This window comes from Chryseobacterium indologenes (assembly GCA_016025055.1).
Taxonomy (GTDB): domain Bacteria; phylum Bacteroidota; class Bacteroidia; order Flavobacteriales; family Weeksellaceae; genus Chryseobacterium; species Chryseobacterium indologenes.
In genome coordinates this window covers 557082-573691 of the sequence record CP065590.1, presented here as the reverse complement: position 1 = coordinate 573691, position 16610 = coordinate 557082, and the positions used below count along the sequence as shown (strand labels likewise).

Sequence of the window (16610 nt, the reverse complement as noted above, 5' to 3'; positions counted from 1 at the left end):
CTCATCTATAGCCAGCCTTTTCTTCCGTATACATAGGTGTCATCAAATTGTTTGTCAGTCATAAACAGGTATAAAATCCCTTCAATAAAAGGAATGACAGAAGCAATGCCACAAGTCACAATGTTCAGGACCAATTGGATAATACCTTCTTTGGTATATCCTAGATAAAATTTATTTAAAGCCAGCCAACCTACAAGAATTCCCAACAGGGCCGCAGGAAGTTTCTTTTCTGAGCGGTAAGGAATATCGTTTTGCTGACTGGCGGTATTTTCTGTTTTAGTATAGCCGTAATTTTCCATTTCTTAATGTTTTAAAGGATTCCGTAATAGTATAAGTAATTGAAAATCATCAAATGTTACACCGTACGAAGCAGACGGGAATTGAATTTCAGATAAACAAAACTTATATTGATATAAAGTGAATTTATATTTTTGATATATTTGCCCTATGATTTTACGCGGAGAAAACTTAATCAAAGAATACGGTCCTAAAAAAGTTGTAAAAGGCGTTTCTGTACAGGTTCAACAGGGAGAAATTGTTGGTTTGCTGGGTCCCAATGGAGCAGGTAAAACCACATCGTTTTATATGATCGTAGGGTTGGTTAAGCCCACCTCAGGAAAAATTTTTCTGGATAAGCAGGAGATCACTACAGATGCGATGTATCGCAGAGCCCAGAAAGGCATCGGGTATCTCGCTCAGGAAGCTTCTGTTTTCAGAAAATTATCTGTGGAAGAGAATATCATGGGAGTGTTGCAATTGACCAATCTTTCAAAGCGTGAACAACAAATCAAATGTGATGAGCTGATTGAGGAGTTCTCCTTACAGCATGTCCGCAAAAACAGGGGAGATCTTCTTTCCGGAGGAGAAAGACGTAGAACAGAAATAGCACGCTGCCTTGCGACAAGCCCGAACTTTATTCTTTTGGATGAGCCTTTTGCCGGAGTAGACCCTATTGCTGTTGAAGATATCCAGAAAATCGTGAGAAGTCTTGTCGACAAAAATATCGGAATCCTTATCACCGATCACAATGTACAGCAGACTTTAGCAATTACCAACAAAACATATATCATGTTTGAAGGAAAGATCCTTAAAGAAGGACTTCCCGAAGAGCTTGCCAACGATCCGCAGGTAAGAGAAGCTTATCTTGGAGAGAATTTCGTGTACCAGAGTATTTTAGATAAACCCAAAAATAAAAAATATGCCTACAATATCTGGGCAGGTAATTTTGATTCTAAAGCCCAGTTCCAGGGATTTGTAAATGAAAACTTCAAACAGTTTGACGACCTTAGGCTGATGTACGGATTTGAAGATATCAGTTTTGCATCACTGGCAAATTCAGAAATTGAACATATTTTTAATGATGTGGTCGATAAGAATGCCAATAATTCATTTGTTTTCCAGAAAAAAGAAATCAATTCGCAATATTCGAAAGAGCAGGCAGAAGCTGAATCAAAGGAAGCCAGTAAAAAGAATTACATTATCTTACGACTTATATGTATGAAGGATAAAATCCAAGACTTTATTCAGAATATTACAATTGGATCGAAGGTTATTCTTGATCAGGAATACGGTGTTTTAACTAATTGTAAAGAGCACGAATCTTCTACAATCATTCTTTGGGATACTCCTGATGAAAAAGATTTTGAGGATTGGTCTGGATTATGGGAAAGCTTTGTAACTATGGGTGGAGCAATTGCCCATCCGGATTTTCAGTTTAAATATATTAATGGTGATGGAACTTTGAAAAAATAAAAGCTAAAATAATAAATTAACGAGCTTAAAATAATAATAAAAACGTACCTTTTTCTTTTGAAAGCGGTACGTTTTTATTTAAATATGATTTCTATGGCTAAACCTTTTAACAGAACCGTTACCTTATTCGGCATTTATAAACAGCTTGTTCCATTTATCAGACCTTACCGACCGATGATTTACGGAACCCTGTTCCTTACGTTTTTGGGAGCATTGGCTGCGCAGGTCAACCCTATTGTGTTGAAGTATACCGTTGATGAGGTCACTAACCTGACTCATCTTCCTCACCCGATGTCCGAAGGAATCCATATTTTAATTGTAATTTCTGTTATTTTATTGGGAAAAGAACTGTTGAATATCTTCATCAATTTCGGACAGAAGTTTTATGGAGAAAAAATAAGGATCAATATAAGTTCTGTGCTGGCGCAATCTGCAATAGATAAGATTTTAACCTATAAAGTAGCCTATTTTAACGACGAAAATCACGAATCCGGCAAACTACAGATCAGAATAGACCGGGGAATAGAAAGTTTAACCAAGCTGGTTCAGAATTTTTTCATTGATATTCTTCCGTTATTCTCCAATGCAATTATTGCGTTGATCATTATGTACATGCAGAATGTTTATGTCGGGTTGGTTTCCACGGTTATTGTTCCTATTTATTTTTATATCAGTGCTCTTCAGGCAAAAAAATTAAGCGGAGTACGCAGGCAGTTGAGAAACCAAAGAGAAAAGAAGACTTCCGGGCTGTTGAATTTAATCAATTCTATTATGGTTATCAAAAGCTTTGTGCGTGAAAAATTTGAGGGCAAAAAACAGTATGATCTTCAGATGCAGCTGATGGAAAGCCAGATGTTTACCAGAAGAACCAACTTTATTTATGATGGTTTAAAGACTTTTATCGAGCAGTTTGGAGTCGTTTTAATTATTCTTCTGACAGTTTATCTCGTCCTGGACCAGCAAATGACAATTGGGGCCATCATGCTTCATATCATGCTTTTTAACAATGTTTCAGCTCCCATCCGTCAATTGCACAGGATTTACGATGATATGAATGATGCAATGATTTATGCTGAAGGATATTTTGATATTTTAAATGCAGACAATGAAACAGAACCCAACGGAAATTTCATTGAAAAAGATATTAAAGGGACTTTCGAATTAAAAAATGTTGATTTTACTTATCCTAATGGTACTCAGGCATTACATAATGTATCGATGAAGATCGAAAACGGAAAAACTACTGCCCTGGTTGGGCTCAGCGGTGCGGGCAAATCAACGGTCATTAATCTTTTGTGTAAATTTTATCTTCCGGATTCGGGAGAAATCGTCTTGGACGGAGTTAATTTAAATGATTTTGAAAATACTTTTCTCAGGAGCGATCTTGGGTTAGTTCTTCAGAGAAACCACATCTTCCAGGGAAGTATTGAAGATAATATCAGATATGGAAATATGAATGCCACTTTTGAGGAAATTCAGGAAGCAGCGATGAAAGCGTATCTGCATGAGCAAATTATGGATTTGCCGGATCAGTACCAGCACGATGCTACCCAGCTTTCAGGAGGCCAGCAGCAGAGAATTGCCATTGCCCGATTGTTTTTGAAAGATCCTCCGATTATCTTTTTAGATGAACCTACCGCCAGTCTTGATGCTATCGCTACAGAGCAGATCAAAAATTCTCTGGATGCAATAAAAGAAGGAAGAACAGTGGTCATTATTTCCCACTCATTATCCCAGATTTTAGATTCAGATACGATCTATGTAATGAAAAAGGGAAGAGTCGTGGAAAATGGAACGCATGACGAACTTTATAACAGAGACGGGGTTTACCGTGAAATTTTTGATGCATCTGCAAGAAGTTTGAATCTTGATAAATTGGTCAATACGTTTAAAGAAAATTAGAAAAAACTATTGCATTGATAAATCAGATCTGACAAAAGATTTTTTAGTTTTGTAGTAGCAATTATGAATGATCACTATTTAAAGAAACTCGACCGGGTAACCGCGATCCTTACCCAGCTCCAGTCTAAGTCCGTTGTCAGAGCACAGGATTTAGCTGAAAAGTTTGATGTCAGTATCAGAACAATTTACAGGGATGTAAAAACACTGGAAAATGCCGGAATTCCGATCGTTGGAGAGGCCGGGAACGGTTACTCTCTAATGGATGGTTACAAACTTCCGCCGATAATGTTTACCAAGGAAGAAGTATTGAGCTTCATTACTGCAGAAAAAACTGATGCAAAAGTTTTCACACCAGAGTTTAGGAGATCATTATCAGACTGCGATGGAAAAAGTACGGTCAGTATTGCGGCATTCTGATAAAAATTTAATTCAGAATATTGAAAAACAGATTGATGTCTTTAATTTTCATACCCAACCCGAAGATTCGCTGAAAAATGTCATTCCAATTATTTTAGACAGCATTGCCGATAAAACCCAACTGACGATAGAGTATCAGACAGTAGACTCCAGAGTGACGACCAGAACTATTGAAACTGTGGGAGTATTCTTTGAATTTAATTTCTGGTATATCATGGCCTATTGCACATTGAGGAGTGATTTCAGGCAGTTCAGAATCGACAGGATTTTAAAAATTTCCAAAACGATGAATCCGTTTTTACAGGAATATGGACAGGTGAATGACTATCGGAAAAAATCTCACAACCAAAAAGAGAAAGCCAGACTTTTAGTAGATAAAAAAATCATGTCTCACCTGGTAAATTCCAAGAAATATTATGGTCTTATTGAAGAAGCTGAAACCCCTGAAGGAGTAGAATTGACCTTTGAAACAGAATGGATCAATGACGGATTTCCGAGATGGGTTATCACTTTTGCAGACTATGCAAAGGTTCTGGAACCTGAAAGCCTTCGTACGAGACTCAGGGAACTACTGACACAAATGTCAGAAAGACATCAATAAAACCCCAGCAGTTTTGCTGAGGTTAAAGTGACTTTTGTTGACAATAGTTGAAATGGTTTCTGTTATTTTAAAATCTTTCCCAGAAGAAAGGAGGCTCGATACCTAAAGATCTAAGGTACACATAGCCTTGGGCACGGTGGTGGATCTCATTATCGATAAAATAAAGGATGTTCTGGTACACCGGGAATTCATATTCTCCAAACAGGTTGAATGTTTCCTGGAAACGCTCTTCCGAAATCTGACGGAAATAATGATTGATGACTTCTGTTTCTTCATCCCATTTTTTTAAGATTTCCTCTTTGGTAGTCGGATGGAAGCCTTCTTCACTGTAGGCTTTCATGTTATTTTCAATGATTCCCTTTAAAGCAGGTCCTCCAATGCTGATTAATTCTGTTGCCATCTTTGCAAAAGGTCTCATTCCGCCTATTGAAAATTCAAATAAATCTTTCTCAGGAAAAGCTTCAATAACTCTTCTTGTAAGGTTTCTGTGCCCCTGCCAATCTTCTAATAATTGATCAGATGTCATGAATTGTTTCGTGGCTGTAGCTGTAGTTGTCATAATTGTATGGTTTTTGTTTGTTGTTGATACAAAGGTAAGACCGGATGATGACAACAGTTTGTCAGCAGGATTTTCACCAATGAAAAATATTTTATTTTTTGCTAAAATATCTGTACCTACTTTTCCGTTAAAAGAAAAGTGAATTAATAAAAAGAAATTGATCCGATTAGAATAGAATTATGAAGAAGTATATTTTACCTGTAATAACAGGGCTTTTATTAATATCATGTAATAAAATCGAAGAAAAAATTGACCAGACTGTTCAAAAAACAACAGAAACGGTCCAGCAAAAGGCACAACAGGCAGTAGAGGAGACGGTAAAAAGAACAGTCAGCGAATCTATCAACTCTCTGGTAAATTCTCAGGATGTTAAATTTAATGATGTATTCCCTAGTGCCGGGGCGCCGGTTGTTTCAGAAGAAAAAGGAAAGAAGTTTAAATTTCCTTCCGGCTCGGAAGGGTATATTTTTAAATATAAAGCCGATATCGCTGTATTGCTTCCCTTTTTGGAAGGTCAGCCAACGTCCGACGAAACCAAGTCTGATAAAACAGCCCGAAAAATTGATGGTCAAAGCATCATCGACAAAATTGATTTTGTATCAAAGTTTATTCCGGAGAATGTTATTGATACAAGTTTTATAGAGGAAATTAAGACTGATAAAAATATTCAGTATTACAAGCTTAAAAGATTTCCCAACAGTAGTACTTTAATCTACAACCCCCAAAATAAGACCGTATTACAGTATGTAGAGGTAAATAAATAATTTGGATATGGCCGGTTTTTACCGGCCATTTTTTGTAAACTATCATTATTACTACATTTCTTTTCAGATTACTAACAGGCTATTTGATGTCTGAAAATCTGTTGTCAGTTTATAAATCAATACTATTTTTGTGATTTGATGGATATTATTCATAACATATGATTTATTTTTGTATTTAATATTGGTATTTTTATTAGATTTATTAAATAATTACTAATTGATATGAAAAAAGAATTATTTAATAAGAAAATGTGTGCATTAGTATTAAGCGGAGCCGGTGCCATGGGATATGCTCAGGATAGCATAAAACAAAATAAAATAGATGAAGTTGTGGTTACAACAGGTAGAACTAAACCCAGAACCATCATTACCTCAGCAATTCCCATTGATAATATTTCTGCTGCACAATTAAAATCCACAGGGCAAATTACTTTTGATAAAGCTTTAACTTATGCTGTTCCATCTTTCAATTCATCCCAGCAAACTGTTTCTGATGCAACGGCTCATTTTGATCCGGCAGATTTAAGAGGATTGGGACCATCGCGGACATTAGTGTTGGTTAATAATAAAAGAAAAAATCAAAGCGCTCTCATTTATGTCAATGATACACCGGGAAAAGGTGAAGTAGGTACAGATCTGAAAAGTATCCCGTCGGCCGCCTTACAAAATGTAGAAGTATTGAGGGACGGAGCATCTGCACAATACGGCTCCGATGCTATTGCAGGTGTAATCAATATTATTCTTAAAAACAGCGTTGGAAAAAGCACCGTCAATGTTTTTTCAGGGATTACTTCAAAAGGAGACGGCTTTAATATCGGAGCAGATTTTAATACAGGAATCAGGATTGCAAAAAATGGAAGCCTGAATCTTACCCTGGGATTTTCATCCCAAAATAAAACTAACCGCGCAGGTTCTGCTACAAAAGATGAACTTTTTGGTGTTGATAATGCCTGGACGCAGGCTAATCCCGGTTTAGGAATGATCATCGGGCAACCCGACACAAAAGTTGCCAATATGTTCGTCAATTTTGAATTGCCCACAAGTGAAACGGGAAAATTTTATGCTTTTGGGGGTACAACTTACAGAAACGGGACCAGTTACGGTTTGTATAGAACACCTTATTGGGTGCCTTCAGATTTTGGTTTATTAACCCCAAAAGGACAGCCGTACAATGGATTTCAGCCGGAATTTAAAACAGATGTTTACGATTATAATTTAACCTCAGGGTGGAAAGGCATGTTTGGAAAGTGGAATTTTGACGGGAGTGCAACCTTTGGCTCTAATGCAGTAGATTATGTTGTAGGAAATACCATTAATGTTTCTTTGGGCGCAAATTCACCAACCAGTTTTAAAGCAGGGGGCCATCAGTTCAGTAATATTATAGGGAATATAGATATCAGCCGCGATTTTGGTGCGCTTGTGTTGGGAGCTGGAGCTGAAGTGCGTAACGAAAATTATCAGGCGAAAGCAGGGGCAGAGTCATCTTATATAGGAAGTGGTGCAGAATCATTTCCGGGATTGCAGCCTCAAAATGAAATTAATAAAAATCGCCAGAATGTTGGAGCTTATATAAATGCTGAATGGGATGTTACAAAAAACCTGTTGCTTGGAGGAACTGTGAGATATGAAAACTTTAGTGATTTTGGAAATAATGTTTCCTGGAAAGGAAATGCAAGATACAAGTTCCTGGATGATAAATTAGTCTTCCGCGGGTCTGTTTCTACAGGATTTCGGGCACCCTCACTACACCAGATTTATTATTCCAATGTTCAGACCAAAATTACAGGCAACACTGTAGCTAATCAGGGAACCTTTAATAATGATTCTCAAATTGTAAGATCTGATCTGGGGGTGCCAAAATTAAACGCTGAAAAAGCCTTTAATATTACCGGTGGATTGGCTGTGAAACCTTTTAATAATCTGACTATTACAGCAGATTATTACAGGATAAAAATTAAAGACCGCGTACTTTTCTCAGGAGACATTGGTTACAAAACCGGTACTCCTGGTAACCCGGACACAACAAACCCTGTGGAAGTAATATTAGATAACAATAAAATAACCTCCCTGAAGTTTTTCACCAATGCCGTAAATACAGTTACTGAAGGGATAGATTTCGTAGCTAATTATTATACTTCTGCCATTGGAAAAGGGAAATTGGGAGTAATCGCAGCTTTCAATTATAACGAAACTAAAATCGTTGATAATATTGCCGTTCCGCCTATTTTGGCTAAAAATGGTTATTCGGAAAACTTTTTTGATAGAAAAGAACAATCCAGAATTACCTCAGCAAGGCCTAAAACAAAAACTATTCTTAGCCTTTCGTATGACATTACAAAGTTTAATTTTAACTTAAATAATACTTATTTTGGTTCTGTAACCTGGCAGCACGCAGCTGATCCTGCCAAAGATCAGACATTTTCCGGTAAGGTAGTTACAGACGTCGTTTTAACCTATAAAATCACGAAAGACCTTAAAATTTCCGGAGTCGTAAATAATTTATTCAATATTTATCCGGATGTAATAGATACCAAAGGAGATATAGTAACAGATCTTGGAGGAAGGTTCAGATATCCGTGGGAAGTAAATCAGTTTGGGTTTAACGGTACAACTTTTCAGCTCAATGTCAATTATATTTTTTAACCTGAGATAAAGAAACTGACATTGCTTTATCATGCTTAACAAAGGGAAAATAATCCAAAGATAAAATTGGTTAAATTTTACATAACCACACTTAAGTAATTTTAACATGATTCCGAAGAAAAGTTGACCCAAGATGAAAAGCAAAGAATTTCTTACAACTTAGGTGTACTCCTTATGCATAAAGCTTGACTCTAAAAAAACTTAAGTGTTTAATCTTTTGTGGTTAAAAATAATCAATATAAAAGTTTACACAACTTCGATATAAGAACCACATATACAAACTTACATTAATTTCTAATGTCTGTTTTATTTTTTCAGGTAGAACAGGAAGCTATTACTACATTTTACTTTTTACATTGTGTAAAAAAAAAGTATTTTAGTACTATGAAAATTTATACGAAAACAGGAGATAAAGGCGAGACTGCTCTATATGGCGGAACGAGAGTTTCCAAAGCAAGTGCAAGAGTAGACAGCTACGGAAATATAGATGAATTAAACTCATTCATCGGAATTGCAAAAAGCCATATTGAAGACGAAGAGCTTTTAAAACAATTAAAGAAAATTCAGTTTGACCTGTTTACAGTAGGTTCAGAAGCCGCTACACCGGCAGATAAGCTAATGCTGGCTAACGGAAAATCGCGTCTTCCCATCATTATTTCTGAAACGGAGATTGAAGAACTGGAACAGTGGATGGATTCTTTTGAAGATAAACTGGAGCCTTTGCAGTATTTTATTCTTCCCGGAGGTGGAAAGTCTGCAACTTTTTTGCATGCGGCAAGAACTATTTGCAGAAGAGCTGAGCGTTCATTAGTCTTTTTGAATGAATCAGAAGAAGTACGTCCTGAATTAATCAAATATTTAAACCGACTTTCAGATTATCTTTTTGTATTGGCGAGGTATGTTTCAAAATTAAACAATGAACCGGAAGAATACTGGAACCCGAATGAGAGATAAAGTATTGCTTTTTATCAACGGAGATGCTCCGAAATCACTTCCCGATCCAGAAGATTATGCACTGGTTGCCTGCACAGACGGTGCTTTTCATTATTTGAAGAGAATGGGATTTCCTTTGGATAAGCTGGATTTTATTTCAGGCGACTTTGACTCGCATTCCGGATCCGATGAAAATATTTATGAAGAAAGATTTATTCATACACCCGATCAGAATAAAACAGACTTTCATAAGGCATTGGATATTATTGTTGAAAGGGGATATAAAGAAGTAGACGTACTCGGAGGAAGCGGTGGAGAACAAGATCATTTTCTGGGTAACCTCACAGTCGCCTATGCTTTTAAAGATAAAATGAATCTGAAATTCTATGATGAGTTTTCTGAATATTATTTTATTCCAAAAAGCTTTGTGATAAATGGAGTAAAAGATAAAATGATTTCATTGTATCCATTTCCTTTTGCCGAAAATATTACGACAAAAGGGCTAAACTGGCCTTTAATGAACGGCAGTTTAAGGATCACATCACAAATCGGAACAAGAAATTTTGCTGTTGAGGACGAGGTATCTATTGAATACGGAATCGGTGACCTGCTGATTTTTCTTGGAAAAAATTATCTGTGATTTGATCTGAGCAGCATTTTATGGGACCAGTCATAAAAGCTGGAGAGGTTGGAATCAACTTCATTGATTCTTTCTTAGCTCCCTCATCAATAAGCAATAGTATCCTGCCTTGCGTTTTGTAAAACTTCAGAATAAAGCTAAAGGACACGATGTTTTTTATATTTATATGATAAGATTTTTTGCTTAGTCCCAATTTGTATACCTGATCCGTTTTATTAAAAAAATTAAATCAATCCATCGGCTTTAGCCGAAACATAAAAGATTTGGTCACAAATCTTTAGTACTTTAAAAAAGCCGGACATTTTTAAGTCTTAAAAATTTAGTACCTTTTGTGGTGAAACAAAAAAATGATGAATACATTCATTAAAATATCAGTGATAACGATTTCATTAAGTTGTATTTTCTCCTGTAAAACACAACACTTTGAAACCCCTGAGTATGGTAAAAATGATACTGAAAAAACTATAAAAGTTGAAAAAGTGTACAACTTCCGGACGGTAGGAAATATTAAAAATAAAGAAGGCAGAACTTTAAAACCGGGATTTTTCTATAGAAGCGGACATCTTTATAAACTTAGGAAAGGTTCTTTTGACCAATTGGAAGACTTAAAAATCAAAGAGGTGATCGATCTTAGAAATTCTAAAGAAATAGCCCAAAAGCCGGATCATCTCCCGAAAGAAATCACCTATAAAAATTATTCTGCTTTTGAAGATGAGGGAGATCAGCTCGATCAGGCTAAAAAACTTGTGCTGAAAGGTAAAGTAAAAGGCCCTGATGCAGACAAAAGAATGATCAGCTTTTATCAGGAATATGTGACCGGAAATCCCGAAGTTATAAAGAAAATTATCACAGAAACGTTAGATTCTGAAACCCCGGTTTTGTATCATTGTACTGCCGGTAAAGACAGGACCGGAATTATTACGGCACTGATTCTGACCATTCTGAAGTTTGATAAAGAAACAATTTATAACGAATACCTTTTGTCCAATAACTATAGGGAAGATCTTGTTCTGAAGAGGCTTCGGTTAGCCAATACCCTGCATTTTCTATACCCTAAAATGGATATACAGGTTTTGGAAAAGTTGAGTTGGGTAGAAAAAAGGTATCTTGACGCCACTTTTGGAGAGATCAGTAAAAAGTATGGTTCAGCAGATGCTTATATACAACAGGCTTTGGGAATTTCCGAAAGCAAAAGAAAAGAATATATTGAAAAGTTTACCTACTGATTATCAGGGTTAAAAAACACAGGGATACAATATCAGGGTATTATAGAAAATTATAATAATTTTAACACCCAAAAATCAAACTTTTTTAGCAATTTTGCATTTCTTAATTCACTTGTTTAGAAATGAAAATAAAGTACTCGGAACTTATTGATCAGACATTATATTTCCCTACAGAGGAATTTAATGTTTCTGAGAACAATTTGTTGTTTCACGACGTTCCACTGATGGACGTAGTTGAACAATTTGGCACTCCGCTAAAGATTAGCTATCTGCCGAGAATTTCTCAAAATATTCAGAAAGCAAAAAGCTGGTTTAAAGAAGCTTTTGAAAAAACCGAATATAGAAAGAGTTATACCTACTGCTACTGCACAAAATCCAGTCATTTCAATTTTGTATTGGAAGAAGCGTTGAAAAATGATATTTCAATAGAAACTTCTTCTGCATATGATATGGATATTGTAAAGTCTCTTTATGAAAAAGAAAAAGTAGATAAAAATATCGAAGTCATCTGTAATGGTTTCAAAACCGATGATTATCTGGCAAAAATTTCAGATATGATCAACAGTGGTTTCGAGAATATTACCCCGATTCTGGATAATTACCGTGAGCTTGATAAACTTACAGAAAGCATTGATTCTACATTTAATATCGGAATCAGAATTGCTTCAGAAGAAGAGCCGAAATTCGAATTCTATACTTCCAGATTAGGAATCGGATATAAAGATATCATTCCGTATTATAGCCAGAAAATTGCTGAGCACCCGAATGCAAGACTGAAAATGCTTCACTTCTTCATCAATACCGGGATCAAGGATACTTCCTATTACTGGAACGAATTATATAAGTGTCTTCGAGTATACGCACGTTTGAAAAAAATTGCTCCTGAAGTAGATTCATTGAACATCGGGGGAGGTTTTCCAATCAAAACATCTTTGAATTTTGATTATGATTACCAGTATATGGTGGAAGAAATCGTTTCTCAGATTAAAAAATTCTGTGAAGAAGAAGGTGTAGAAGAACCTAATATTTATACTGAATTCGGAAGCTTTACCGTAGGCGAAAGTGGAGCCAATCTTTATAAAATCATTTCTCAGAAACGTCAGAACGACAGAGAGAAGTGGAACATGATCGATTCTTCTTTCATGACCACACTTCCGGATACTTGGGCGATCTCAAGACACTTCATCATGCTTCCTCTTAACCGTTGGGAAGATACGTATGAAAGAGTATTTTTAGGAGGATTGACGTGTGATTCGGATGATTATTATAACTCTGAGCAGCATACCAATGCCATCTATTTACCGGTTTTCAGTGATACAAAACCTTTGTACATCGGATTCTTCCATACAGGTGCTTACCAGGAAACAATCGGTGGTTATGGTGGAGTACACCATTGTCTGATGCCTCAGCCAAGACACGTCCTGATTCAGAAAGATGAAAACGGAGAGTTACAATACGAAATTTTCCGCGAAAAACAGGAACCGGAAGATATCCTGAAACTTCTTGGATATAAATAAGACCTTAATCTGCCGTTGCGAGGAACGAATGTGACGAAGCAATCTTAATGGATCTACTGTTTTAAAATGTAACCGTTAAGTTTTTCATTAAGAATTAAGTAAGTCAGGGATCTTACCTCGTTCAGATGGCAAAGTACATACAAAGCAAAAGCTCTCAGATTCTATTCTGAGAGCTTTTTTTATTTAAAAAATATTTTGAAATTTTATCCAGTTCGAGATCTTCATAGTCAGAAACGACTGTATCTGCCAAAGTGTAATCCTGATTTTTAGAATGTGGACTTCTGTAAGCCGCACAGAAAATTTTAGCCCTGTGAGCAGCCAAAATTCCGTTCGTGGAATCTTCAATCACCATGCAGTTTTCAACAGGTTCACCGGCCATTTCAGCAGCGAGTAAGAAAACTTCAGGATGAGGTTTCGATTCCTTTAGATCAGCACCACTGATCTTTCCGCTGAAATACTTTTCCAATTCAAACTTTTCAAATACCATATTGATGGTCGTCATCGTTGCCGAAGAGGCGAGGATCAGTTTTATTCCGTTTTCGTAGTAATGATGGATCAATTGTCTTACACCGGGAATTAAATCAAACTCATCATCATTATCAAAATAATCTTTGAAATGAGCTCTTTTGATGCCAGCAATGGTTTCGTAGGTCTGATTTAAATTAAATTCATTGATTAACGTTTCAGAGACTCTTTTGGTAGAAGCTCCCGTGAAAGAAGTGTATAAATCTTCGGAAACTGCAATTTCCAGTTCATCAAACGTTTTGAAGTAGGCTTTCCTATGCAATGGTTCTGTGTCTACAATTACCCCATCCATATCGAAAAGAACAGCTTTTAAAGACATTATTTTTACTTTTTCACAAAAATAGGAGTTTGAGTTGAAAGAGGAAAGCCGAATTTGAAAATAGTAGTAAGAAAAAATTGCGTAACAGGCTAACCGGAAGATATGTCGGGATCCTGAAGTTGTTTTCGGTCTTCTTTCCATTCGCAATTTTCAATTTTCCATTTTCAACTCTCAACTTCTTCGTATCTTTGCAATCAATATTTCAATCTTAGAACATTAAAATTTTAAAATAAAAGATGAGAACATACGCTGGAATTCCTGAAGAAAACGCAACGTTGGAGAATTCGAAAATAATGTTGGTAACAGTTCCTTACGACGGAACTTCAACATGGGGAAAAGGAGCTGATAAAGGTCCTGAATTATTCTTAGACGCTTCTGAAAATATGGAGCTTTACGACATTGAAACACAAACTGAGCCTTATCTTCAGGGGGTATATTTGGCTGGAGAGGTTTCTGAAAATTCTACACCTGAAGCAATGACAGAAGCTGTTTATCAGAAAACAAAAGAGCTTTTGAACAATGAAGGGAAGGTATTTACTTTATTTGGAGGAGAGCACTCTGTTTCTATCGGTTCTATCCGTGCGGTAGGTGAGAAATATGAAAACCTTACCGTTCTTCAGTTAGATGCCCACACAGACTTGCGTCCTGATTTCCACGGATCTACTTCTAACCATGCTTGTGCTGTATTTGAAGCTAATCAGAAACATAACCTAGTACAGGTGGGAATCCGTTCTATGGATGCTGAAGAAGCTCAGTACTTACCGGAAGGAAGAGTATTCTTTGCTCACGAAATTGCGAATAATGAAAACTGGATCAATGACGTATTGGAAAAAGTATCAGGAAATGTGTACATCACGATTGATTTAGATGCTTTCGATCCTTCTATTGCTCCATCTACAGGAACTCCTGAACCGGGTGGATTACAATGGTATCCAACATTGGAGTTATTAAGAAAAGTATTCGAAAAATGTAATGTAGTGGCATTTGATATTGTAGAATTAATGGATTCTCCTATGGCTAAGCCAACAGCTTTCCTTGCGGCTAAGCTATATTATAAAATGCTTGCTTATAACGATATTTATAACAACAACTAATATTCCGCAAGAATCGGATTTTTTCTGCCGTATATTCTTTGGAAATTTGTGAGGTAAAACAGAATAAAAATGTCCACACAAAATCAAATAGATTACAACAGAATTGCCAAAGCGATAGAGTATATCCAGAGCAATTTCAGGCTTCAGCCAAGTTTGGAGGAAGTGGCAGAGAATATTCACTTGAGTCCCGCCCATTTTCAGAAAATATTCACGGACTGGGCAGGAACAAGTCCGAAGAAATTTTTACAGTTCATCAGTCTTGAACATGCTAAAAATTTACTTAAGGAAGAAAGAGCGAGCTTGTTTGACACCGCTTACGAGACTGGTTTATCCAGTACAAGCAGACTTCATGATATGTTTGTAAAGATAGAAGGAATGTCTCCTGCAGAGTATAAAAACGGGGGCAAAAGCCTTGCTATCAATTATAGCTTTTCCGAAAGCCCTTTTGGAGCTTTATTGGTGGCTTCCACGGATAAAGGAATCTGTCATATGGCTTTTGAAACCGATAAAGAAACAGCATTGGGGAACCTTAAACATAAGTTCCCTAATGCTTCTTTTTTGAAAAACAGGATGTGCTTCAGAAAAATGCATTGTCTATATTCAACAAAGATTGGACAAAACTCAATACAATCAAACTTCACTTAAAAGGCACCGATTTTCAGCTTAAAGTTTGGGAAAGCCTGTTGACGATTCCAATGGGAAAACTGTCTACCTATGGAAGTTTAGCGGAAAAAATAGGAAATCCGAAAGCCTCCAGAGCGGTGGGAACGGCCATCGGCAGTAATCCGGTAGCATTTCTTATTCCGTGTCATCGTGTTATTCAGTCTACAGGACATCTTGGAGGCTACCGATGGGGAAGTGATAGGAAGCAATTGATTGTGGGTTGGGAAAGTTCACACGTTTACTCATAAACATCCTTGTCAGAATCACATTTGATAATGTTTTTTGCTAAAACCACCGGATCAATTGTTCTGATTGAACGATTGATGATGCAAAACCGATCGGATTATTCCCGAAGATATGGGTGTAGTTTGTGTTTGATCATAAAGTCATAACATTTTACAAATTAAAAATTATGATGAGTCTATTTGAAAATATTTCAGATTATCCTTTCAATATTCTTCCCCATGATGGAACTGTTCACTATTATGGTAAAATTTTTTCCAAAGAGGAATCTGCCTTCTACTATGAGTATTTACTGAATCAGATTCCCTGGGAACATGATGAAGCGATGATCTATGGAAAACTGATCTTAACGAAGCGTAAAGTAGCCTGGTTTGGGGAAAAAGCTTTTGAATATACCTATTCCAAAAGAACGAAATATGCCAGATTCTGGACCCCGGAATTGCTGGAATTAAAACGGAAATGTGAAGAAGTATCAGGAGAAACCTATAACTCGTGCCTGTTGAATCTTTATCATGATGGCAGTGAGGGGATGGCTTACCACAGCGACGGAGAAACGGATCTTAAAAAGCATGGCGCAATTGCTTCTCTGACTTTTGGTGCTGAAAGAAAATTTTTATTCAAACACAAAACATCTAAAGAAAAGGTTGAAATATTTCTGGAAAACGGAAGTCTATTAATTATGAAAGGAGCAACCCAGGACAACTGGCTTCATAGGCTTCCACCCACTACGAAAGTGACCACACCGAGAATAAACCTCACTTTCAGAACCATTGAAGAATAAAAAATTTCCGCAAATTTCTACACCATCAGCT

At 36.5% G+C, this 16610-nt stretch carries 13 protein-coding genes and 3 pseudogenes; 13 read left to right on the top strand and 3 right to left on the bottom strand.

Annotation, left to right across the window (positions count from 1 at the left end):
- Positions 1-5 precede the first annotated feature (5 nt).
- The gene (locus H3Z85_02600; protein ID QPQ52397.1) at positions 6-299 is read right to left on the bottom strand and encodes a TM2 domain-containing protein; all 294 of its coding nucleotides are present in this window, start codon (positions 297-299) and stop codon (positions 6-8) included.
- A gap of 148 nt (positions 300-447) precedes the next feature.
- Between H3Z85_02600 and lptB the strand changes: the two are divergent.
- The 4 genes and pseudogenes from lptB (at position 448) to H3Z85_02580 (ending at position 4672) form a co-directional block, all read left to right on the top strand.
- Positions 448-1508: pseudogene (gene lptB, locus H3Z85_02595) on the top strand (LPS export ABC transporter ATP-binding protein).
- Entirely contained in the window at positions 1498-1752 is a 255-nt protein-coding gene (locus H3Z85_02590) for a hypothetical protein (GenBank protein QPQ52396.1), read from the top strand. Before lptB ends, H3Z85_02590 begins: the two are co-directional and overlap by 11 nt.
- A 174-nt stretch (positions 1753-1926) precedes the next feature.
- On the top strand, positions 1927-3654 hold the full coding sequence (locus H3Z85_02585; protein ID QPQ53827.1) for an ABC transporter ATP-binding protein: 1728 nt from the start codon (positions 1927-1929) through the stop codon (positions 3652-3654).
- Between the two features lie 63 nt (positions 3655-3717).
- Positions 3718-4672, top strand: a pseudogene (locus tag H3Z85_02580) (YafY family transcriptional regulator).
- Between the two features lie 67 nt (positions 4673-4739).
- On the opposite strand, the gene H3Z85_02575 reads toward H3Z85_02580, so the two are convergent.
- Positions 4740-5231: a DinB family protein gene (locus H3Z85_02575; GenBank protein ID QPQ52395.1), complete on the bottom strand. Its 492-nt coding sequence runs from the start codon at positions 5229-5231 to the stop codon at positions 4740-4742.
- 179 nt (positions 5232-5410) lie between these two features.
- Between H3Z85_02575 and H3Z85_02570 the strand changes: the two genes are divergently transcribed.
- From H3Z85_02570 to H3Z85_02545, 6 genes are all read left to right on the top strand, one after another.
- Positions 5411-5995 (top strand): hypothetical protein, encoded by a 585-nt coding sequence (locus H3Z85_02570; GenBank protein ID QPQ52394.1) that lies wholly within the window; start codon positions 5411-5413, stop codon positions 5993-5995.
- A gap of 222 nt (positions 5996-6217) precedes the next feature.
- Positions 6218-8638 (top strand): TonB-dependent receptor, encoded by a 2421-nt coding sequence (locus H3Z85_02565; protein ID QPQ52393.1) that lies wholly within the window; start codon positions 6218-6220, stop codon positions 8636-8638.
- Between the two features lie 384 nt (positions 8639-9022).
- Positions 9023-9592 carry a cob(I)yrinic acid a,c-diamide adenosyltransferase gene (locus tag H3Z85_02560; GenBank protein ID QPQ52392.1) on the top strand — a complete coding sequence of 190 codons (570 nt, stop codon included), beginning with the start codon at positions 9023-9025 and terminating at the stop codon, positions 9590-9592.
- Positions 9582-10211: a thiamine diphosphokinase gene (locus tag H3Z85_02555; protein QPQ52391.1), complete on the top strand. Its 630-nt coding sequence runs from the start codon at positions 9582-9584 to the stop codon at positions 10209-10211. The genes H3Z85_02560 and H3Z85_02555 overlap by 11 nt, the downstream gene beginning before the upstream one ends.
- Positions 10212-10561: 350 nt before the next feature.
- Positions 10562-11437: a tyrosine-protein phosphatase gene (locus H3Z85_02550; protein ID QPQ53826.1), complete on the top strand. Its 876-nt coding sequence runs from the start codon at positions 10562-10564 to the stop codon at positions 11435-11437.
- 122 nt (positions 11438-11559) lie between these two features.
- Positions 11560-12954: an arginine decarboxylase gene (locus H3Z85_02545; protein QPQ52390.1), complete on the top strand. Its 1395-nt coding sequence runs from the start codon at positions 11560-11562 to the stop codon at positions 12952-12954.
- A 154-nt stretch (positions 12955-13108) separates the two neighbouring features.
- Here the strand turns inward: H3Z85_02545 and H3Z85_02540 are convergent, their stop codons facing one another.
- Positions 13109-13798, bottom strand: coding sequence for an HAD family phosphatase (locus H3Z85_02540; GenBank protein QPQ52389.1), 690 nt, complete (start codon positions 13796-13798; stop codon positions 13109-13111).
- Positions 13799-14034: 236 nt separating this feature from the next.
- Between H3Z85_02540 and speB the strand changes: the two genes are divergently transcribed.
- From speB to H3Z85_02525, 3 genes and pseudogenes are all read left to right on the top strand, one after another.
- Positions 14035-14892, top strand: coding sequence for an agmatinase (gene speB, locus H3Z85_02535; GenBank protein QPQ52388.1), 858 nt, complete (start codon positions 14035-14037; stop codon positions 14890-14892).
- Between the two features lie 69 nt (positions 14893-14961).
- Positions 14962-15803: pseudogene (locus H3Z85_02530) on the top strand (methylated-DNA--[protein]-cysteine S-methyltransferase).
- A 167-nt stretch (positions 15804-15970) separates the two neighbouring features.
- The gene (locus H3Z85_02525) at positions 15971-16579 is read left to right on the top strand and encodes an alpha-ketoglutarate-dependent dioxygenase AlkB (protein ID QPQ53825.1); all 609 of its coding nucleotides are present in this window, start codon (positions 15971-15973) and stop codon (positions 16577-16579) included.
- Positions 16580-16610 lie beyond the last annotated feature (31 nt).